General features: G+C 63.8%; 13 protein-coding genes. 6 read left to right on the forward strand and 7 right to left on the reverse strand.

The genetic code is table 11. The features are described from left to right. The first annotated feature begins 9 nt into the window (after positions 1-9). Positions 10-1857, forward strand: coding sequence for a monovalent cation:proton antiporter-2 (CPA2) family protein (locus tag ACYG9R_RS27020; protein ID WP_023673499.1), 1848 nt, complete (start codon positions 10-12; stop codon positions 1855-1857). After that, positions 1857-2405, forward strand: coding sequence for a DUF924 family protein (locus ACYG9R_RS27025; protein WP_023673500.1), 549 nt, complete (start codon positions 1857-1859; stop codon positions 2403-2405). The genes ACYG9R_RS27020 and ACYG9R_RS27025 overlap by 1 nt, the downstream gene beginning before the upstream one ends. On the opposite strand, the gene folK is transcribed toward ACYG9R_RS27025, so the two are convergent. From folK to folP, 3 genes are read right to left on the reverse strand one after another with little or no spacing between them, the layout of a single operon-like run. Further along, positions 2402-2920, reverse strand: a complete 519-nt coding sequence (folK, locus tag ACYG9R_RS27030; RefSeq protein ID WP_023685987.1) for a 2-amino-4-hydroxy-6-hydroxymethyldihydropteridine diphosphokinase — start codon at positions 2918-2920, stop codon at positions 2402-2404. The genes ACYG9R_RS27025 and folK overlap by 4 nt on opposite strands. Further along, positions 2904-3263, reverse strand: a complete 360-nt coding sequence (folB, locus tag ACYG9R_RS27035; protein WP_023673502.1) for a dihydroneopterin aldolase — start codon at positions 3261-3263, stop codon at positions 2904-2906. The genes folK and folB overlap by 17 nt, the downstream gene beginning before the upstream one ends. A gap of 17 nt (positions 3264-3280) precedes the next feature. After that, a complete protein-coding gene (gene folP / locus ACYG9R_RS27040) occupies positions 3281-4126 on the reverse strand; it encodes a dihydropteroate synthase (protein ID WP_023673503.1) in 846 nt (281 codons plus the stop codon). 148 nt (positions 4127-4274) lie between these two features. On the opposite strand from folP, the gene ACYG9R_RS27045 reads away from it, so the two are divergent. After that, a complete protein-coding gene (locus ACYG9R_RS27045) occupies positions 4275-4895 on the forward strand; it encodes a DUF922 domain-containing Zn-dependent protease (RefSeq protein ID WP_023728091.1) in 621 nt (206 codons plus the stop codon). 231 nt (positions 4896-5126) lie between these two features. After that, positions 5127-6611 carry an MDR family MFS transporter gene (locus tag ACYG9R_RS27050; RefSeq protein WP_023685984.1) on the forward strand — a complete coding sequence of 495 codons (1485 nt, stop codon included), beginning with the start codon at positions 5127-5129 and terminating at the stop codon, positions 6609-6611. A 20-nt stretch (positions 6612-6631) separates the two neighbouring features. Here the strand turns inward: ACYG9R_RS27050 and ACYG9R_RS27055 are convergent, their stop codons facing one another. The 3 genes from ACYG9R_RS27055 to ACYG9R_RS27065 form a co-directional block, all read right to left on the reverse strand. After that, a complete protein-coding gene (locus ACYG9R_RS27055) occupies positions 6632-7663 on the reverse strand; it encodes an NAD(P)/FAD-dependent oxidoreductase (RefSeq protein WP_023673506.1) in 1032 nt (343 codons plus the stop codon). Positions 7664-7767: 104 nt separating this feature from the next. Beyond that, entirely contained in the window at positions 7768-8088 is a 321-nt protein-coding gene (locus ACYG9R_RS27060; protein WP_023673507.1) for a 2Fe-2S iron-sulfur cluster-binding protein, read from the reverse strand. Positions 8089-8245: 157 nt separating this feature from the next. Then, positions 8246-8584, reverse strand: a complete 339-nt coding sequence (locus ACYG9R_RS27065; RefSeq protein WP_023688665.1) for an Hpt domain-containing protein — start codon at positions 8582-8584, stop codon at positions 8246-8248. 313 nt (positions 8585-8897) lie between these two features. Here ACYG9R_RS27065 and ACYG9R_RS27070 point away from each other — a divergent pair, with 313 nt between their 5' ends. Further along, a complete protein-coding gene (locus ACYG9R_RS27070) occupies positions 8898-15107 on the forward strand; it encodes an apolipoprotein A-IV repeat region-like domain-containing protein (RefSeq protein ID WP_352444742.1) in 6210 nt (2069 codons plus the stop codon). 6 nt (positions 15108-15113) lie between these two features. Beyond that, the gene (locus ACYG9R_RS27075) at positions 15114-15866 is read left to right on the forward strand and encodes an RNA ligase family protein (RefSeq protein ID WP_245260146.1); all 753 of its coding nucleotides are present in this window, start codon (positions 15114-15116) and stop codon (positions 15864-15866) included. A 34-nt stretch (positions 15867-15900) separates the two neighbouring features. Here ACYG9R_RS27075 and ACYG9R_RS27080 read toward each other — a convergent pair whose 3' ends face one another. After that, positions 15901-16542 carry an ABC-type transport auxiliary lipoprotein family protein gene (locus ACYG9R_RS27080; protein ID WP_460221856.1) on the reverse strand — a complete coding sequence of 214 codons (642 nt, stop codon included), beginning with the start codon at positions 16540-16542 and terminating at the stop codon, positions 15901-15903. Positions 16543-16579: the final 37 nt, after the last annotated feature.

Here is a 16579-nt window from a genome sequence, read left to right on the forward strand (position 1 = left end):
ACAAGAGGCATGGCAGCGGAAGCATCGGGCAGCGATCTCATTCAGGTGGTGGCGCTGCTTGCCGCAGGCGTCGTCGCCGTTCCGATCTTCAAACGCATGGGGCTGGGCTCGATCCTAGGCTATCTCGCCGCGGGCGTGGTCATCGGCCCGTTCGGTATTGGCATTTTTTCCGAATCGGAAGCCATCCTGCATGTCGCCGAACTCGGCGTGGTCATGTTCCTGTTCATCATCGGGCTGGAGATGCAGCCGTCGCGGCTATGGGGCCTGCGCCGCGAGATTTTCGGCCTCGGCGCGCTGCAGGTCGGCGTCTGCGCCTTGCTGCTCACCGGTGTTGGTCTCGCCGGCGGCTTTCCGATCGCGCAATCCTTCGTTGCCGGCGCCGGCTTTGTCCTGACCTCGACGGCGATCGTCATGCAGCTTCTGGAAGAGCGTGGCGAGATGGCCAGCCCCAAGGGCCAGCGCATCGTGTCCATCCTGCTGCTCGAGGATCTGGCAATCGTGCCGCTTCTGGCGCTGGTCGCCTTCCTGGCGCCGGGCGGCAGCGAGATGACCCTGCAGCAAAGGCTGACCGAAATCGGCATCGGTCTTGGCGCCATCGTCGGGCTGGTGGTGGCCGGCCGCTATCTGCTCAACCCGTTCTTCCGCATCCTGGCCGACGCCAAGGCGCGCGAAGTCATGACGGCGGCAGCCCTTCTGGTCGTGCTGGGGTCGGCGCTGGTCATGCAGCTTTCCGGCCTCTCGATGGCGATGGGCGCCTTCCTCGCCGGCGTGCTGTTGTCGGAATCGACCTTCCGCCACCAGCTGGAGGCCGACGTCGAGCCATTCCGCGGCATCCTGCTTGGCCTTTTCTTCCTCGCCGTCGGCATGTCGCTCGACCTACATGTGGTGGCCGACAACTGGCGGCTGATCGCCGTCTATGTCGTCGCCTACATGGCGATGAATGCGCTCGGCATCTACCTCGTCGCCCGCTTGCTGAAGAGCGGTCATCGTGAAGCGCTGGAACGCGCCGTGATCATGGCGCAAGGCGGCGAATTCGCCTTCGTCCTCTATTCGGCCGCGGCGGCGGTTGGCATCATCGACAGCCGGGCCAACGCAACGCTGACCGCGATCATCATCATCTCCATGGTGCTGACGCCGCTGGCCATCATTGCGCTCAAATATGTGACGCCGCGCGACGAGCAGTCGCTTGAAGGCGTCGACATCGCCGACGGCCTTACCGGCAGTGTGCTGGTCATCGGCTTCGGCCGTTTCGGCCAGATCGCCAGCCAGCCGCTTTTGTTGCGCGGCATCGACGTGTCGATCATCGACAATGATGTCGAAATGATCCAGGCGGCCGCCGATTTCGGCTTCAAGGTCTATTATGGCGACGGCACGCGGCTCGACATTCTGCGCGCCGCAGGTGCAGGCCGCGCCCGCGCCGTGCTGATCTGCGTCGACAAGCCGGACGCCGCCGTGCGCATGGCGGAACTGATCAAGGCGGAGTTCCCGCTGCTGACTGTCCTGGCGCGTGCCTTCGATCGTGGCACCGCGCTGTCGCTCATCCGCGCCGGGGTCGACTTCCAGCTGCGCGAGACCTTCGAATCGGCCCTCGTCTTCGGCGGTTCCGCGCTCGAGGTTTTGGGCGTCGAGCCGGAAGATGTCGCCGATGTCATCGAGGATGTGCGACGGCGCGACAATGCCCGACTGGAGACGCAGCTGGCCGAAGGCGTCCGCGCCGGGCAACGTTTCCTCAGGGGCAATACCGGCACGCCGATCCCGACGCCGCTGACGCAACCGCGCCGGCCCGGCCAGGCGCTGAACGAAGAGACGGCCGGCGTGCTGCACAAGCCCGAGCCCGCCGATCAGGGGGAAAGCTGATGACCGCATCGGATGAGCGCGCGCTCGCCGTCACCAAATTCTGGCGCGAGGCCGGCGAAGACGCGTGGTTCGAGAAGAACGACGTCTTCGACGCGGATTTCCGCAGCAGGTTTCTCGACCTGCACTTTGCCGCCGCGCGGCGCGAGTGCGACGCATGGTCGGAGCATGCCGAGGGTTCGCTGGCGCTGATGATCCTGCTCGACCAGTTTCCGCGCAACTGCTTTCGCGGCTCAGGCCATATGTACGCCACCGATCCGCTGGCACGGCACTTTGCCGCCAAGGCGATTGCGGCCGGCCATGACCTTTCGCTGGAAGAAAACCTGCGCGTCTTCCTGTACCTGCCCTACGAACATTCGGAACTGCCCGCCGACCAGGACAGATCGGTCGAGCTCACCACCGCCAGGGCGCCGGAGTATGTGAAATACGCCATCGAGCACCGCGACATCATCCAGCGCTTCGGCCGCTTTCCGCACAGGAACAAGATGCTTGGCCGCGAGACGACGGCGGACGAACAGGCATTTCTCGATGGCGGCGGCTTCTCCGGTTAACCCAGCCACCAATCGCGGCCGGAAGCCAGCCGCTCTATGCCTGACGTATCGACGGCGCTGAGCCGCTCGGTCACGCTCCTGCCGCCCACCGCCAGATCCGGCGCGATCTCTGCCAAGGGCGCCAGCACGAAGGCGCGCTCCACCATTCGGGGATGCGGCACCTCCAGCCCGGTTTCGTGGATTGTGCGGTCGCCGAACACCAATATGTCGATGTCGATCAGGCGCGGACCCCAGCGCTCCTCGCGCACCCGCTTCAGCTTGCGCTCGGCCTCGAGGCAGAGGTCGAGCAGCGCCCTTGGCGCCAGCGAGGTCGAGATTTCGGCAGCGGCGTTGAGGAAATCCGGCTGGTCGAGCTTGCCCCAGGGCGGCGTGCGGTAAAGTGAGGAGACGGCGACGACGCGCGTGCTCTCGTCGGCGTCGAGCAGGCGCAGCGCCGCCGCCATCGAGGCCGAGGGATCGCCAAGATTGCCGCCAAGGCTGAGATAGACCGTGTTATTGTTACTCTGGCCAGACAACGGTCACCTCGACATAATCGAGCACGCCGGGCACCGGTGCGTTGGGCTTGCGCACGGTGATCTCGGCCTTCCTGATCTGCGGGAACCGTGAAGTCAGCGCCTTCGCCACTTCGAGCGCCAGCGCCTCGATCAGGAAGCGGCGATGTCCAGTGACGATCTTTTCAATCACCGTGAAGGCGATGCCGTAATTGACGGTGTCCTCGATGGAATCATCCTCCAGCGGGCGGCTGGGCTCGACCGTCAACTCGGCATCGACATAAAAACGCTGGCCAAGCGCCTCTTCCTCATCCAGCACGCCGTGCCGGGCAAAGAAGGCGCAGTTCTTCATGCGGATGACGTACATTTCTTAGTGTCCTGGGCTCAGCGTCCTGGCTTTTCGCGCGCCAGCATAGCATCGGCGACCGCCAGTGCGTCCACGTTGATTGCGACATCGTGGACGCGAAACAGATCGGCGCCCTTCAGCCTCAGAATGACACTGGTGGCTACCGTCCCGGCGGCGCGCGCGCCGGCTTCGCGGCCGGTGACGGTGCCGATGAAGCGTTTTCTGGAGGTGCCGGCCATCAAGGGAAAACCGAGCTCCTTAAGCTCGGAAAACCGCGCCATCAGGTCGAGGTTTTCCTCAGCCGTCTCCTTGGCGAAGCCGAAGCCGGCATCGAGTACGATATGATCGTCCGCAACGCCGCTGCGCCTGGCGACTTCCAGCGAAGCCTTGAGGAACAAAAACTGGTCGGCGATGACGTCGGGCAGTTTTTGCCGCCCGCGCCCGGTATGCATGATGACCAGTCCGGCGCCGGTCTCGGCGGCGACGCGGGCGATGCCGGGTTCACGCTGCAAGCCCCAGACATCGTTGACGATATGCGCGCCGGCGGCGACGGCGAGGCGCGCGGTTTCCTCGCGATAGGTGTCGACCGAAATCAGGGCTTCGCCTGAACTGGCGAGCGCGGCGATGACCGGCAGGATGCGGGCCTGCTCTTCTTCAGGCGTCACGGGCGAGGCGCCGGGGCGCGTCGATTCCCCGCCGATATCGACGACGGCGGCGCCTTCTTCCACCATGCGGTGCGCCTGCGCCACCGCCTGGTCAGGCGTGATGAACAGTCCGCCATCCGAAAAACTGTCGGGCGTGACGTTGAGAATGCCGACCACAATGGCTTTCTCGCCAAGGTCGAGATGGCACTTATGCGCCAGTTGCCATCGCCTTGTCGTCATTGTCCTTCAACCATGTGTCTCATTGGCATGTGGCTCATTGGCATGTGGCTCATCGAGCGCTTGCAATCCATCAACGATGCGTGATCGGTGGAAGATCAATTCGGTTGCGCCGGCAACGGCCGTAAAGCAAGGTGAGTGAAGAGGCAACATGATGAAACGACCCCTGCTCTGCGCCCTGATGCTGGCTTTGACCGTCCTGCCGGCGAATGCTGCCAATCTGGTGAAGACCTACAGCTATTTTGCCATCGGCGGCAGCACGCTCGATGACATCGAGACGCAATTGTCGAAGCATGGACCCGAGGTGAAAAGCACCGGGATGCGGCATCCAGGCGCCACCCAGATGGCGTTCACCACCCGCATCAGCTACGCGCAAACCGCAGACACCTGCCGCATCGCCAAGGCCGCCGTTACCGTCAAGGTCAAGGTCATCCTTCCGGAGTGGCGCAGGCCGCGCAAGGCCGATCCCGATGTCAGGCTGTTCTGGGACACCCTGTCGGCCGACATCAAGCGCCATGAGGAGCGTCATGTCGAGATCGCCAAGAACCACGGCCGTCTGCTCGAAGACGCGCTGAACGCGAGCTTTGCGCAAAAGACCTGCGCCGGGGCAAAGGCGAAGGCGGCGCAGATCACCGCGGCCGAACTCGCCAGGCATGACCAGGACCAATTGCGCTTCGACCGCGTGGAAGGCGTGAATTTCGAAAGCCGCATCCTGCGGCTGCTGCGCTACCGCATGCAGCGCGTCGAGAACGGCCAGCTTCCGCCCGGCTGAAACACGGCGATACCAAGCCAATTCTGCCGAAACATGAGGCCAGCCCCAGAAAATTTTCGGGCATAGGTCGAAATCGGCCTATACGGGACGACATATGTCAGGCTCGCAAGATATGTCAGGCTGGCAAGGCGCGAGCTTCGAAACACCAGATCAAGACCAATTGAGGCGGCGCGTAGCGGAGCGGCCATTTGGCGCCGCGCAATCGCTCTCAAACTTTATGGATGAAATGATATGGACCAAGCTGTCGACAAGCCGGCTAGGCTGCCTCCCGCCGCACCGCTGACGGAAAGCGAGAAGAACGTCATCATCGCCGGCATCCTTTTGTCGATGCTGTTGGCGGCGCTCGACCAGACAATCGTCGCGCCGGCCATGCCGACCATCGGGCGTTCGCTCGGCCATGCCGACTACCTGCCGTGGATCGTGACCGGCTATCTCCTGACGGCGACGGCCATGGCGCCGCTCTACGGCAAGATTTCCGACGTCTATGGCCGCCGGCCGACCGTCTATGCGGCGATCCTGATCTTCCTTCTGGGATCGCTGGTCAGCGCCATGGCCCCCAACATGTTCGTGTTGGTTGTCGGCCGGGCGATCCAGGGTGCGGGCGGCGGCGGCCTGTTCGCCCTGGCGCAGATCGTCATCGGCGACCTCGTGCCGCCGCGTGAACGCGCGCGTTATGCCGCCTGGATTTCGGGCACCTGGGCTGTCGCCAGCATCGCCGGGCCTTTGCTCGGCGGCGGATTTGCCGAACATCTGCATTGGTCGCTGATCTTCTGGATCAATATCCCGCTCGGCATCTTGGCCATGGCCATCATCAACAAGCCGCTGCGCAAACTGCCGGTCGCCGCAAAGCGGCATCGCATCGACGCGCCGGGCGCGCTGCTTCTGGTGGTGGCGACGGCATTGCTGCTTTTGGCCCTCAACTGGGGCGGCAGCGCCTATCCATGGGTCTCCCGCGAGATCGTCGGCCTGCTCGCCTGTTCGGCGGTCTTCTGGGGTGCGTTCGCGCTCAGGCTGATGCGTGCGGCCGAGCCGCTGATTTCGCTTGAAGTGCTGAGCAATCCGATCGTGCTTGCCGGCACGGCGTCGATGTTCCTGCTGCAGGCCGCCAATATCGGCCTGTCGGTGTACCTGCCGGTCTATCTGCAGTCGATCATCGGCCTGTCGGTCAGCCAGTCGGGCCTTGCCATGCTCGGCCTGCTGCTCGGAACGGTCGCCGGCGCGACCTTCAGCGGCCGCACGATACCGCGCTTCTTCCACTACAAGCGTATCGCCATGGTCGGCGTTCTCTTCGCCATTATCTGTCTTGGCGTGCTCAGCCTGGTCGCCGGCCGCGCCTCGCTGCTGGTGGTCGAGCTCTTGACCATCTGCATCGGCCTTGGAAGCGGCACCACCTTCCCGGTCGCCACCGTATCGGTGCAGAACGCCGTCGACCGCGCGCATCTCGGCGTTGCCACCGGCGTGCTGACCTTCCTGCGTTCGCTGGGCAGCGCGCTCGGCGTCGCCATGCTCGGCGCGGTCGCGCTCGGCTATGGCCTGCCGCTTGCCGGCGAAGGCGCGCCGGCTGCCGGACAGATCGTCTCGGCGACGCCCTTCATGATGATCTTCCTTGCCGCGGCCGTCACGCTCGTGCTGGCGCTGATGACGCTGGCGCTGATGCCGGAGAAGTCACTGCGCGGCCGCGACGACGCCGAGGCGCCAGTCGTTCTGGTGGAGTGATTCGGAAAGCCCTGTAGGACCTACTCCACGACGCCGAGCTTCTTCTGCAGGCTGGTCGACGACGTCGTGTACTGGAAGACGATGCGCTCACCGGGGCTGATGATGCGCTTGGCGGCCTGCGCCATCAGCGCCACCTCGTGAAAACCCGACAGGATCAGCTTCAGCTTGCCTGGGTACCAGTTGATGTCGCCGACGGCAAAGATGCCTGGCACCGAAGTCTGGAATTTCTCGGTATCGACCGGGATGAGGTTCTCATGAAGGTTGAGCCCCCATTCGGCGATCGGGCCGAGCTTCATGGTCAGGCCGAAGAACGGCAGCATGCGCGTGCACGGCACCTCGATGTCGCCGTCAGGCCCGCCCTTGATGGTAGCAGAGGCCAGCTCGCCGTCGGCGCCGGTCAGGCCGCTCACCTGGCCGACCCGGAACTCCAGCTGCTTCATCTCCTGCATGGCATACATCTTGTTGACGCTGTCGGGCGCCGCCCTGAATTCCGCGCGCCGGTGGACCAGTGTCACGCTTTTTGCCACCGGCTGCAGGTTCAGCGTCCAGTCGAGTGCGGAATCGCCGCCGCCGACGATGACGAGGTCGTGGCCGCGGAATTCCTCCATACGGCGCACCGAATAGAAGACGCTCCTGCCCTCATAGGCCTCGATGCCGGGAATGGGCGGCCGTTTGGGCTGGAACGAGCCGCCACCGGCGGCGATCACCACCACCTTGGCTTCGAACACCTCGTTCTCGTCGGTGGTGACCCGAAATGAGCCGTCGTCCAGCTTTTCCAGGCTGGAGACCATGCGGTTGAAGGTAAAATCCGGCTTGAACGGGTGAATCTGCTCCAGCAGTCTGTCGACCAGCCCTTGCGCCGAGATCGAGGGCCAGCCTGGAATGTCGTAGATCGGCTTTTCCGGATAGAGTTCGGCGCATTGGCCGCCGGGCCGGTCGAGGATATCGATCAGATGGCACTTCATGTCGAAGAGGCCGAGTTCGAACACGGCGAACAGGCCGACCGGCCCCGCCCCGACAATGAGTGCGTCCGTCTTGATTACATCGGTCATGCCAGGCGAGCCTCATTGTCAAACTGGGGCGAAACTGGCGCGAGACTGCATGAGCATTGGCCCGCTGCCAAGCGGCGGCGGGAAAAATCAGATGGTACGGGAGATCAACCCTGGCGAGCCGGCACGCGCACGACGAGGCCGTCAAGCGCGTCGCGCACCTTGATCTGGCAGGACAGGCGCGAGTTCGGCTGGACGTCATAGGCAAAGTCCAGCATGTCCTCTTCCATCGCCTCCGGCTCGCCGACCTCGGCCGTCCAGGCTTCGTCGACATAGACATGGCAGGTCGCGCAGGCGCAGGCGCCGCCGCATTCTGCCTCGATGCCCGGCACCGCGCTACGGATCGCATTCTCCATGACGGTCGAGCCGTTTTCGGCCTCGACATCGAAAGGAGTGCCGTCATGGGCAATGAAGGTCAGCTTGGTCATTTGTCACCTGAAGGGAGTCCCAGCCGAGATAATCACTCCACCGGACAAGTCAACTGCGGCGCGAAAGCGCCGCTTTGTGACGTTTTTTCGGAAAGCTGGCCAAAGCACGCCCTGGCCCCGTCGATTCATCCCGGTGGCCGCTGCCGAGCGGCAGCCATTACCGGCTGATGGCGGCGATGAAATCGCGCACTTCCTCGATCAGGGTGCCGAGGCGCTTGAGGATGCGCGCATCTTCCGGCTGCTGTTCGATCGAGGTGGCGCAGTCGGCGATGGCAAAGGCGCCGACCCCGCGCGCCGAACCTTTCAGCCCATGCGCCAGAAGCAGTCGCTCCCTGACATCGGCATCGACTATTCTGTCGCGGACGGAAAGCGCCTGCTGTACGAACAGCGCCAATACCTCCTGTTCGAGGGCGCGATCCCCCATAGTCTGACGGGCCAGGTGGGCCAGATCCACTGGGCGCGAACGGGCCGGTCCCGACGCATCGCCGCCCGGCATTGAGAAGGCAATGCCGCTTTCACCGCGTACCAATTTGAAACTCCTTGTGCCGATCGCCGAAAAAACTAGGCGATTTCCGTCGCCAACGCGTTAATGAATGGGCTGGAAAATTGTTGCCGTTGAGGCGGTTAGATCACGTTGTCGTTAACCTTATATTTAAAGTTTTACGTATCTCGCGGAATGCATGTTTTCTTTACCCCTGTGTGTCATTACGATACGAAGGTCCATTTTCAGCCTCCTGCGTGGGATAAGACGAGCCAGAATCAGGCAAAAATAAGAAGTCCCTCGGCAGCTAGTACAGGGTAGCGAAGGCATGGCGAAGAAACCAACGACGACCAGAACTCTCGACAGCGACGTAGCCAGGGAACTCGAAAAGGCACTAGACCTCGATCTCAGCGGAGACGGCAGCGGCGATCTCGATATCGCGGCGTCGATGGAAGATCTGGAAGCGCAGATATCGCAGGCCGCGGACGAACTGGCGCGCGAAGGCCGCCCCCAGAAGCCCGCCCCCGCTCAAAACGCGCCCGTCCAACAAAACCAGAGTGCGAAGCCGGCAGCCAAGCCCGCCGAGCTGCGCCCGGTCGAATCGCGCAACAGCGCGCAGCCAGCCGGCTTCAAGCCGGCAAACGATGACCGCCAGAAAGATTACAAGACGCTGCTGCACAGCCTCAACCGGCGCGCGTCTAGCACGATCTATTGGGTCGTGGCGTTCGTGTCGCTGGCCTGGATCGCCGGCGCCGGCGGCCTCGCCAATCTGCTGTTTGGCCCCAGCATCTGGAAAATTCGTACGTTCGATCAAATCCTGGCCCGCCCTGAACTGATCGGCCTGGCGATCGCGGCAATCATACCGGTCGTCCTGTTTTGGGCCTTCGCGGCGATGATCCGCCGCGCGCAGGAAATGCGCATTGCCGCGCAATCGATGACGGAGGTGGCTTTCCGCTTGGCGGAGCCGGAAAACCTCGCCCAAGACCGCGTGATGATGATCGGCCAGGCCGTTCGCCGTGAAGTGGCGGCGATGGGCGAAGGCATCGAGCGCACGCTGGCGCGCGCCGTCGAGCTCGAAACTCTGGTCCACAGCGAGGTCAACCAGATCGAACGCTCCTATTCGGAGAATGAATCGCGCATCCGGTCGCTGGTCGACGGGCTGGGCAGCGAGCGCGAAGCCGTCGTCACTCATGCCGAGCGCGTGCGCGCCTCGATCACCGGCGCGCATGAAACGCTGAAGGACGAGATCGGCGCCGCCTCCGACATTATTCGCGACTCTATCCTCAACGCGTCGACCAAGCTGTCGATGACGATCACGAATTCCGGCGACACGCTGATCGACCGCATCAATGAAAGCTCGATGTCGATCTTCGATTCCGTCGAAACCCGGCTGGATTCAATCACCGACAGGCTGTCGACATCGGGCGAAGCCTTTGCTTCGCTGCTCGACACCCGCATCGCCAAGCTGACGGACACCACAGACGGCCTGACCCGGTCGCTGACCGACCTGCTCGACGACCGCACCACCGGCATGGTGTCGCTGCTCGGCGGCGCCGCCCGCACCCTGAGCTCGGAATTCGAGTCCAGCCTGAACGGCATCGAGCGGACGCTGGCCGAGCGCGGCCAGGCGCTGATCAGCGAATTTCAGACCCGCGCCGAAGCACTCGATACCGGCACGCAGAAGCTCAACGCCGCGCTCGAGGCGCGCGCCCGCCAGATCAACGAAACGCTGGTCGAGCGCGCCCGCGAGATCGCCCACACCTTTGCCGAGAGCAAGGATCATTTGTCGGCCATGATCGATCAGGGCAAGACCCAGATCGGCGCCGACATGGCCGACATCGTCTCGTCGACCTCGTCGATGCTCGAAGCCCGCGCCAGCGATTTCGCCGGCCGCATGGAAGCGGCCCGCCATGTCGTGTCGCGCTCATTCGACACCGATATCCAGCGTCTTGCCGATGCCCGCGTCGGCATCGAGGACGCCGTCGAAAACCACAGCCGCAAGCTGTCCGAAAGCCGCGAACGCATGGCGGCTGCCATGCAGGCGGACCTGGCGAAGTTCGCCGAGGGCCGTGCCGGCATCGATGCGGCCGTAACCAACCAGGTGCAGAAGTTGGCCGAAGGCCGCAACCTGATCTCGCGCGCCCTGGAAGAGGATCTGCGCAAGGTCAACGAGTCGCGCGCCGCCATCGACGCGTCGCTGGGCAGCCATCTCGAGCGGCTTGAAGAAGGCCGCAACCGGCTCAACCAGGCTTTGCATGAAGACTCCGGAAAACTTGTGCAAGCCCGTACGATCATTGACGAAATGGTCGCCGGACATGTCGGTAAACTGGCCGAAGGCCGCAACATTCTGTCGCGCGCCCTGGAAGCCGATCTCGGCAAGCTCGCCGACAGCCGCGCCTCGATTGACGGGCTGGTCGCCGGCCAGGTTGAAAAGATCGCCGAAGGCCGCGCCATCCTGACCAAGGCGCTCGAAAACGACATTATCGGCATCAAGGGCGTGATCGAGAACCACTCGGCGAAACTGGCCGAGGACCGCACCGAACTCAGCAAGGCGCTGGAGAACGACCTATCCGGCATCAGGGGCCTGCTCTCCGACCATTCGAGCCGGCTTGCCGACGATCGTGGCCTGTTGTCACAGACGCTCGAGGCCGACCTCGCCAAGCTCGCCGAGAGCCGGTCGAGCATCGACGGGCTGGTCGCCGGCCAGGTCGAGAAGCTGGCCGAGGGGCGCGATATCCTCAAGCGCGCGCTCGAAGCCGACCTCAACACCATCAAGGGCGCCATCGCGGGTCATTCCGACAAGGTGGCGGAAGAGCGCGGTCAGCTTTCCAGGGCACTGGAGGCCGACCTGCAGAATGTGAACAGCCTGATCGCCGACCACTCGAACCGGCTTGTCCAGGATCGTTCGACGCTATCCCAGGCGCTTAAGGATGACCTTCAGAATGTTAACAGCCTGATCACCGACCACTCGAGCCGGCTTGTCCAGGATCGTTCGACGCTATCCCAGGCGCTTCAGGACGATCTGCACAATGTCAGCGGCATCATGGCCGATCATCAAAACAGGCTCGTCCAGGACCGTTCGGCGCTCTCAAAGGCACTGGAAGACGACATCGCCAAACTGGCGGAGAGCCGCTCCAGCATCGATGGGCTGGTCGCCGGACAGGTCGAGAAGCTCGCCGAGGGCCGCGACATCCTCACACGGGCGCTCGAAGCCGATCTCAATGCGATCAGGAGCGCCATTGCCGACCAGTCGCAGAAGCTGAGCGAAAACCGTGGCGAGTTCGCACGGGTGCTGGAAGCGGATTTGGAAAATGTCAACAGCCTGATCGAGGGCCACAGCGACAAGCTCGTCCGGGATCGCGCGACGCTGTCGAAGGCTCTCGAGGACGACCTCGCCAAGCTGGCCGAGAGCCGGTCGAGCATCGACGGACTGGTCGCAGGCCAGGTCGAGAAGCTGGCCGAGGGCCGAGACATCCTGAAACGTGCGCTGGAAGCCGACCTGCAGAAGCTGTCGGCAAGCCGCGGTGAGGTTGACGACATCATCGCCGGCCATGTCGGCAAGCTGGCCGAAGGCCGCAACATGTTGACCCAGGCGCTGGAAGACGATCTGGCAAAGCTCGCCGACATACGCAAGGACGTCGACCGCTCTCTGTCGGGCCATATCGACCAGATTGCCGGCAGAAGCACCGATATCTCGGCGGCAATCGCTGCCGATGTCGAGAAAATCGAGCAGGCCTTCAGCAAGCAGACCGGCATCATCGAAGAGCGCGCCGGAACCATGGAGCGCGCGTTGTCGGTGGGTGTCGACAATGTCCGCAGCGTGCTTGAAAAGAGCGCCGTCTTCGTTGCCGGCGCGCTCCGTGAGAAGGTGATGGAAGTCACCAGCGCGCTGCACGAACAGGCCGGTGCTGCCTTCAGTGATGCCGACCGCAAGATCGCCGAGCGTGCCGAGCAGACCTCGGCCGCCCTTTTGGCCCGGGCCGAGGACATCGCCCGGACCTTCGAGGACGCGGATCGCCGTCTGCACGCCCGTGCCGAGGACACATCGAGCGCCCTGCTTGCTCGCGCCGAGGATACGACGAATGCCTTGCTTGCTCGCGCCGAAGACACGACGAGCGTGCTGCTTGCCCGGCATGACGAGACGTCGAACTCGCTGCTCGCCCGCGCCGAAGAAACGGCCGGACGGCTGGCTGCCCGCGCCGGCGAGATCGCCGGCACGTTCGACGCCGCCGACCAGAAGCTGGTCGCCCGCGCGGTCGAGACGGCGCAGTCGCTGGCCGACCGCGCCGGCGACATCCTGCGTAACTTCGAGGGTGCCGACCAGCGGCTGAGCATGCGCATCGGCGAATCCGCCGAAGCGCTGGCCGCCCGCGCCTCGGACCTTGGCCGCATCTTCGACGCCGCCGACCAACAGCTGATCTCGCGCATCGCCGAGGGTTCGGACGCGCTGTCAGCCCGCGCCACCGAGATCAGCCGCATCTTCGACGAGGCCGATCACCGCCTGGTGTCGCGCATCGCCGACTCCACTTCGACGATCGGCGAGCATGCCGACAACATCGTCGGCGCCTTCGCCAGCACCGAGCAGCGTGTTGCCGAACGTGCACGCCAGACCGGCCAGGAACTTGCCGTCCACGCCCGCGAGATGGAGCAGGCTCTTGCCGGCGCCGATGAGCGGCTGGCCGCGAGCGTTGCGTCCGCAGCTTCGCGCGTCGAGGAACAGGTCGCCAACGTCGAGAACCGCCTTCTTTATACGACGGAGACGATGGGCCAGAAGCTCAACGAGCAGGTTTCCAGCGCAGAAGCTCAGCTGATCTCGCGCGCCAACACGATTGCGGAGACTTTTACCGCGGTCGGCCAGCACATCGGCCAAAGCACCAACGACGCTGCCAAGACAATCGGCACCAATACCCGCGAGCTCAACACGATGCTGGCGGCGCGTTCGGCCGAGATGGCGAAGATCCTGGACGAAACCGCGCGGCCGCTGGTCGAGCGCTTCGCCCAGGGCGGCTCGGAACTGCAAAAGAGCATGGAACAGGTCACCGAACGCGCGACCGAGAAGCTGCGCAGCGAAAATGCCGCCCTCGTCAACGCGCTCGCCAGCCGCACCGCCGAAACGCTGTCGGCCGTCGAAGGCGCGCGCTCGTCGCTCGCCGATAGCGTCGCCGACCTCATCGGCCGCATGAGCGTCTCCAGCTCGCAGCTTGGTGAGCTGATCGAACAGGCGGCGATCAACCTCGGCCAGGTTGACGAACGTCTGAGCGGCAGCACGCAAAGCTTCGCGGCAACCACCGAAAAGGCCGCGCAGACCTTCGCCAGCTCGGCACGCCTGGTCGATTCGAACACGACGCGGCTTACCGAACTGTCGTCGTCGACCCTGCGCGAAGTGGCCTCGATCGCCACCAAGTTCGACGAGCACAGCCGCTTGCTGTCCTCGGCTTCGGATCTGTTGAGCTCGGCGCAGAGCAATCTGGAGCACACGCTTGAGCGGCAATCGTCGCTCGAAGATCTCGCCGTCGGCCTGGTCAAGAAGTCGGAAGACCTCGAGAAGGTGATGCGTTCGTTCGAAAACCTTGTCGGCCAGACGATGCAGAATGCCGAAGGCAAGACGCTGGCATCAGCCGACAAGATCCGCATCGCCATAACGGAAGTGGTCGATTCGGCAACCAGCCGGTTCGCCGATGCGACCGAGGAGATGCGGCGCACCGCAAGCTCGATCAAGAGCGAGCTCGACCTCACCCGCGCCGAGCTCAAGAAGGGCGTCATCGAGATGCCGGAAGAGGCCAAGGAATCGACCTCGGCGATCCGCCGTGCCGTTGCCGAGCAGATCAACGCGCTCAAGGAACTTTCGGATATCGTTGCGAAATCGGGACGCGGCGGCGACAATGCCGAACCGCGCGCCCTGCGCCCGGCGCCGCAGGCGCCAGTGCAGCGCCCGGCCGAGCCGGTACGCCGCCCGCCGCCGGCGCCACAGCCGGAGCGCCCTGCTCCGCAGGCGCCGGTCGGCGGCCTGCGTGGCACGCTCGATATCGAACGCCCTGCCGAAGCACCGCGCCAGCGCGACGCCAACGCCCGCACGCCGCAAGGCGGCTGGGTGCGCGATCTCCTGACCGGGGCATCGCGCGAGGAGGAAGTCGCCAGGCCGGCAGCGCCCGCGGAAGCACCGCGCGCAACTCCCGCCCAGCGCTCGCCGCTGCATGTCATGGAGTCGCTCAACTCGCTCTCGGTCGATATTGCCCGGGCGATCGACCACGACGCCTCGATCGAGCTGTGGAACCGCTACCGGCGCGGCGAGCGTGACGTGTTCACGCGCCGCCTCTACACACTCAAGGGCCAGCAGACCTTTGACGAAATCCGCCGCAAATATCAGGCCGAGGCGGAGTTCCGCGCCGCCGTCGACCGCTACTGCGACGATTTCGAGAAGCTGCTCAAGGACGTCTCGCGCAACGACCGCGACAACATCATGGCGCAGACCTACCTGACGTCGGACACCGGCAAGGTCTACACCATGCTGGCCCATGCGAGCGGCCGTTTGCACTAGCTACGATTGCTGCATCAAAATGAAAAAGGCGGGAAATTTCCCGCCTTTTTCGTTTGTCATGGATCGAACAATGACGAGCGCAAAGAACTCAGGCTGCCCTTGCTGGCGCGATGGGCTGCAAGCTATGCCTCCAGCATGAGGAAATACGGTCGCACCTTTCATCTGCCGATATCGGTCGGAGCCACCAGCGACGACAAGGTCATGGCGTCGCTTGAAGGACTAAGGGTGGCTGATCTTGTGGTCACCGAGAAGATGGATGGAGAGAACACAACCCTTCATCGCGATGGCTCTCACGCGCGCAGTCCCGATAGCCGTTATCATCCATCCCGAGACTGGCTGAAGGCATTTGCAGCAAATGTTTCACCGCAACTTGCTGACGATGAACGGATTGTGGGCGAGAACCTCTATGCCCGACATTCGGTTGCGTATGATGCGCTGCCGTCATTTTTTCTTGGCTTTGCATGGATCATCGGGACCGAGATTCAACCGTGGGATTTGACCCTGGCCCGGTTTGAGGAACTGGGCATCACTCCTGTTCCCACGCTCTATCGTGGGCCTTTCAGCCCCAACCTCTTCGATAATCTGGCTGCGTCCCTGGATAAGGCCAAGCAAGAAGGCTTTGTGGCTAGGGTTGCCGAAGCATTTGCTGAGGCAGACATGCCCATTCGCATGGGCAAATATGTACGGGCAGGACATGTCCAGAGTGAAACCCACTGGATGAAGGCAGAACTGGTCACCAACCGTCTGGCAGGCGGCTAAGGTTCCTGGGTCTCAAGCGCCTCGCCGGGTTCGCTCAGATAACCGAATCCGTCCAGCCCACAATATCCTTCGCCGCCTCGCCGAAGGCGCTGTCGAGCGCGTTGACATAGGCCGGATTGCCGCTGCCGGAGACGGGAGCGGATGCGGTAAAGCTCTTCGAGGCGCGCACCTCGCCGTTGCGGTCGTTCAGGATGCGTACGAAGAGATTGACCTCGGCATGCTCGCCACCATTGACGCGGACTTCGAAGGAGCGGATCTCGACGATAATTTGGTAGTCGATCGCCAGCCCCTCGCCCGGCTTGCCGACGCCGGCAAAGCTGCCGGAGCGCTGGAAGGTTTCGGCGAGCCTCGCCTGCACGATCAGCGGCAGCCGGTCGGCCCATTGCGCGCCCTTGAGATACTGGATCGAGCGATCTGACGGCTTGATGACGATGTTCTGGCTGTCCAGCGCCTTGAGCGCGGATGGCTGGGCGATCAGGATCTGGCGGCGGCTGTGGCCATGGGCGTCGATCGACGGGGCGGACAGCTCGAACGTATCGAGTGGCGCCGGCTTGCCTCCCAATGCCGCGCAACCAGCCAGCGTCAGGCCAAGCAAAACGGCCGCCGATTTATACCCACCCAACCCGAACGTCACGCGTGATCCCCACTGTCCCCGGATCGTATGATGAATCCGCATCCGCGGTCCATGTAATTGCTGCGGGCGGGCACGGAAG

The sequence above is a fragment of the Mesorhizobium sp. RSR565B genome (genome assembly GCF_054719465.1).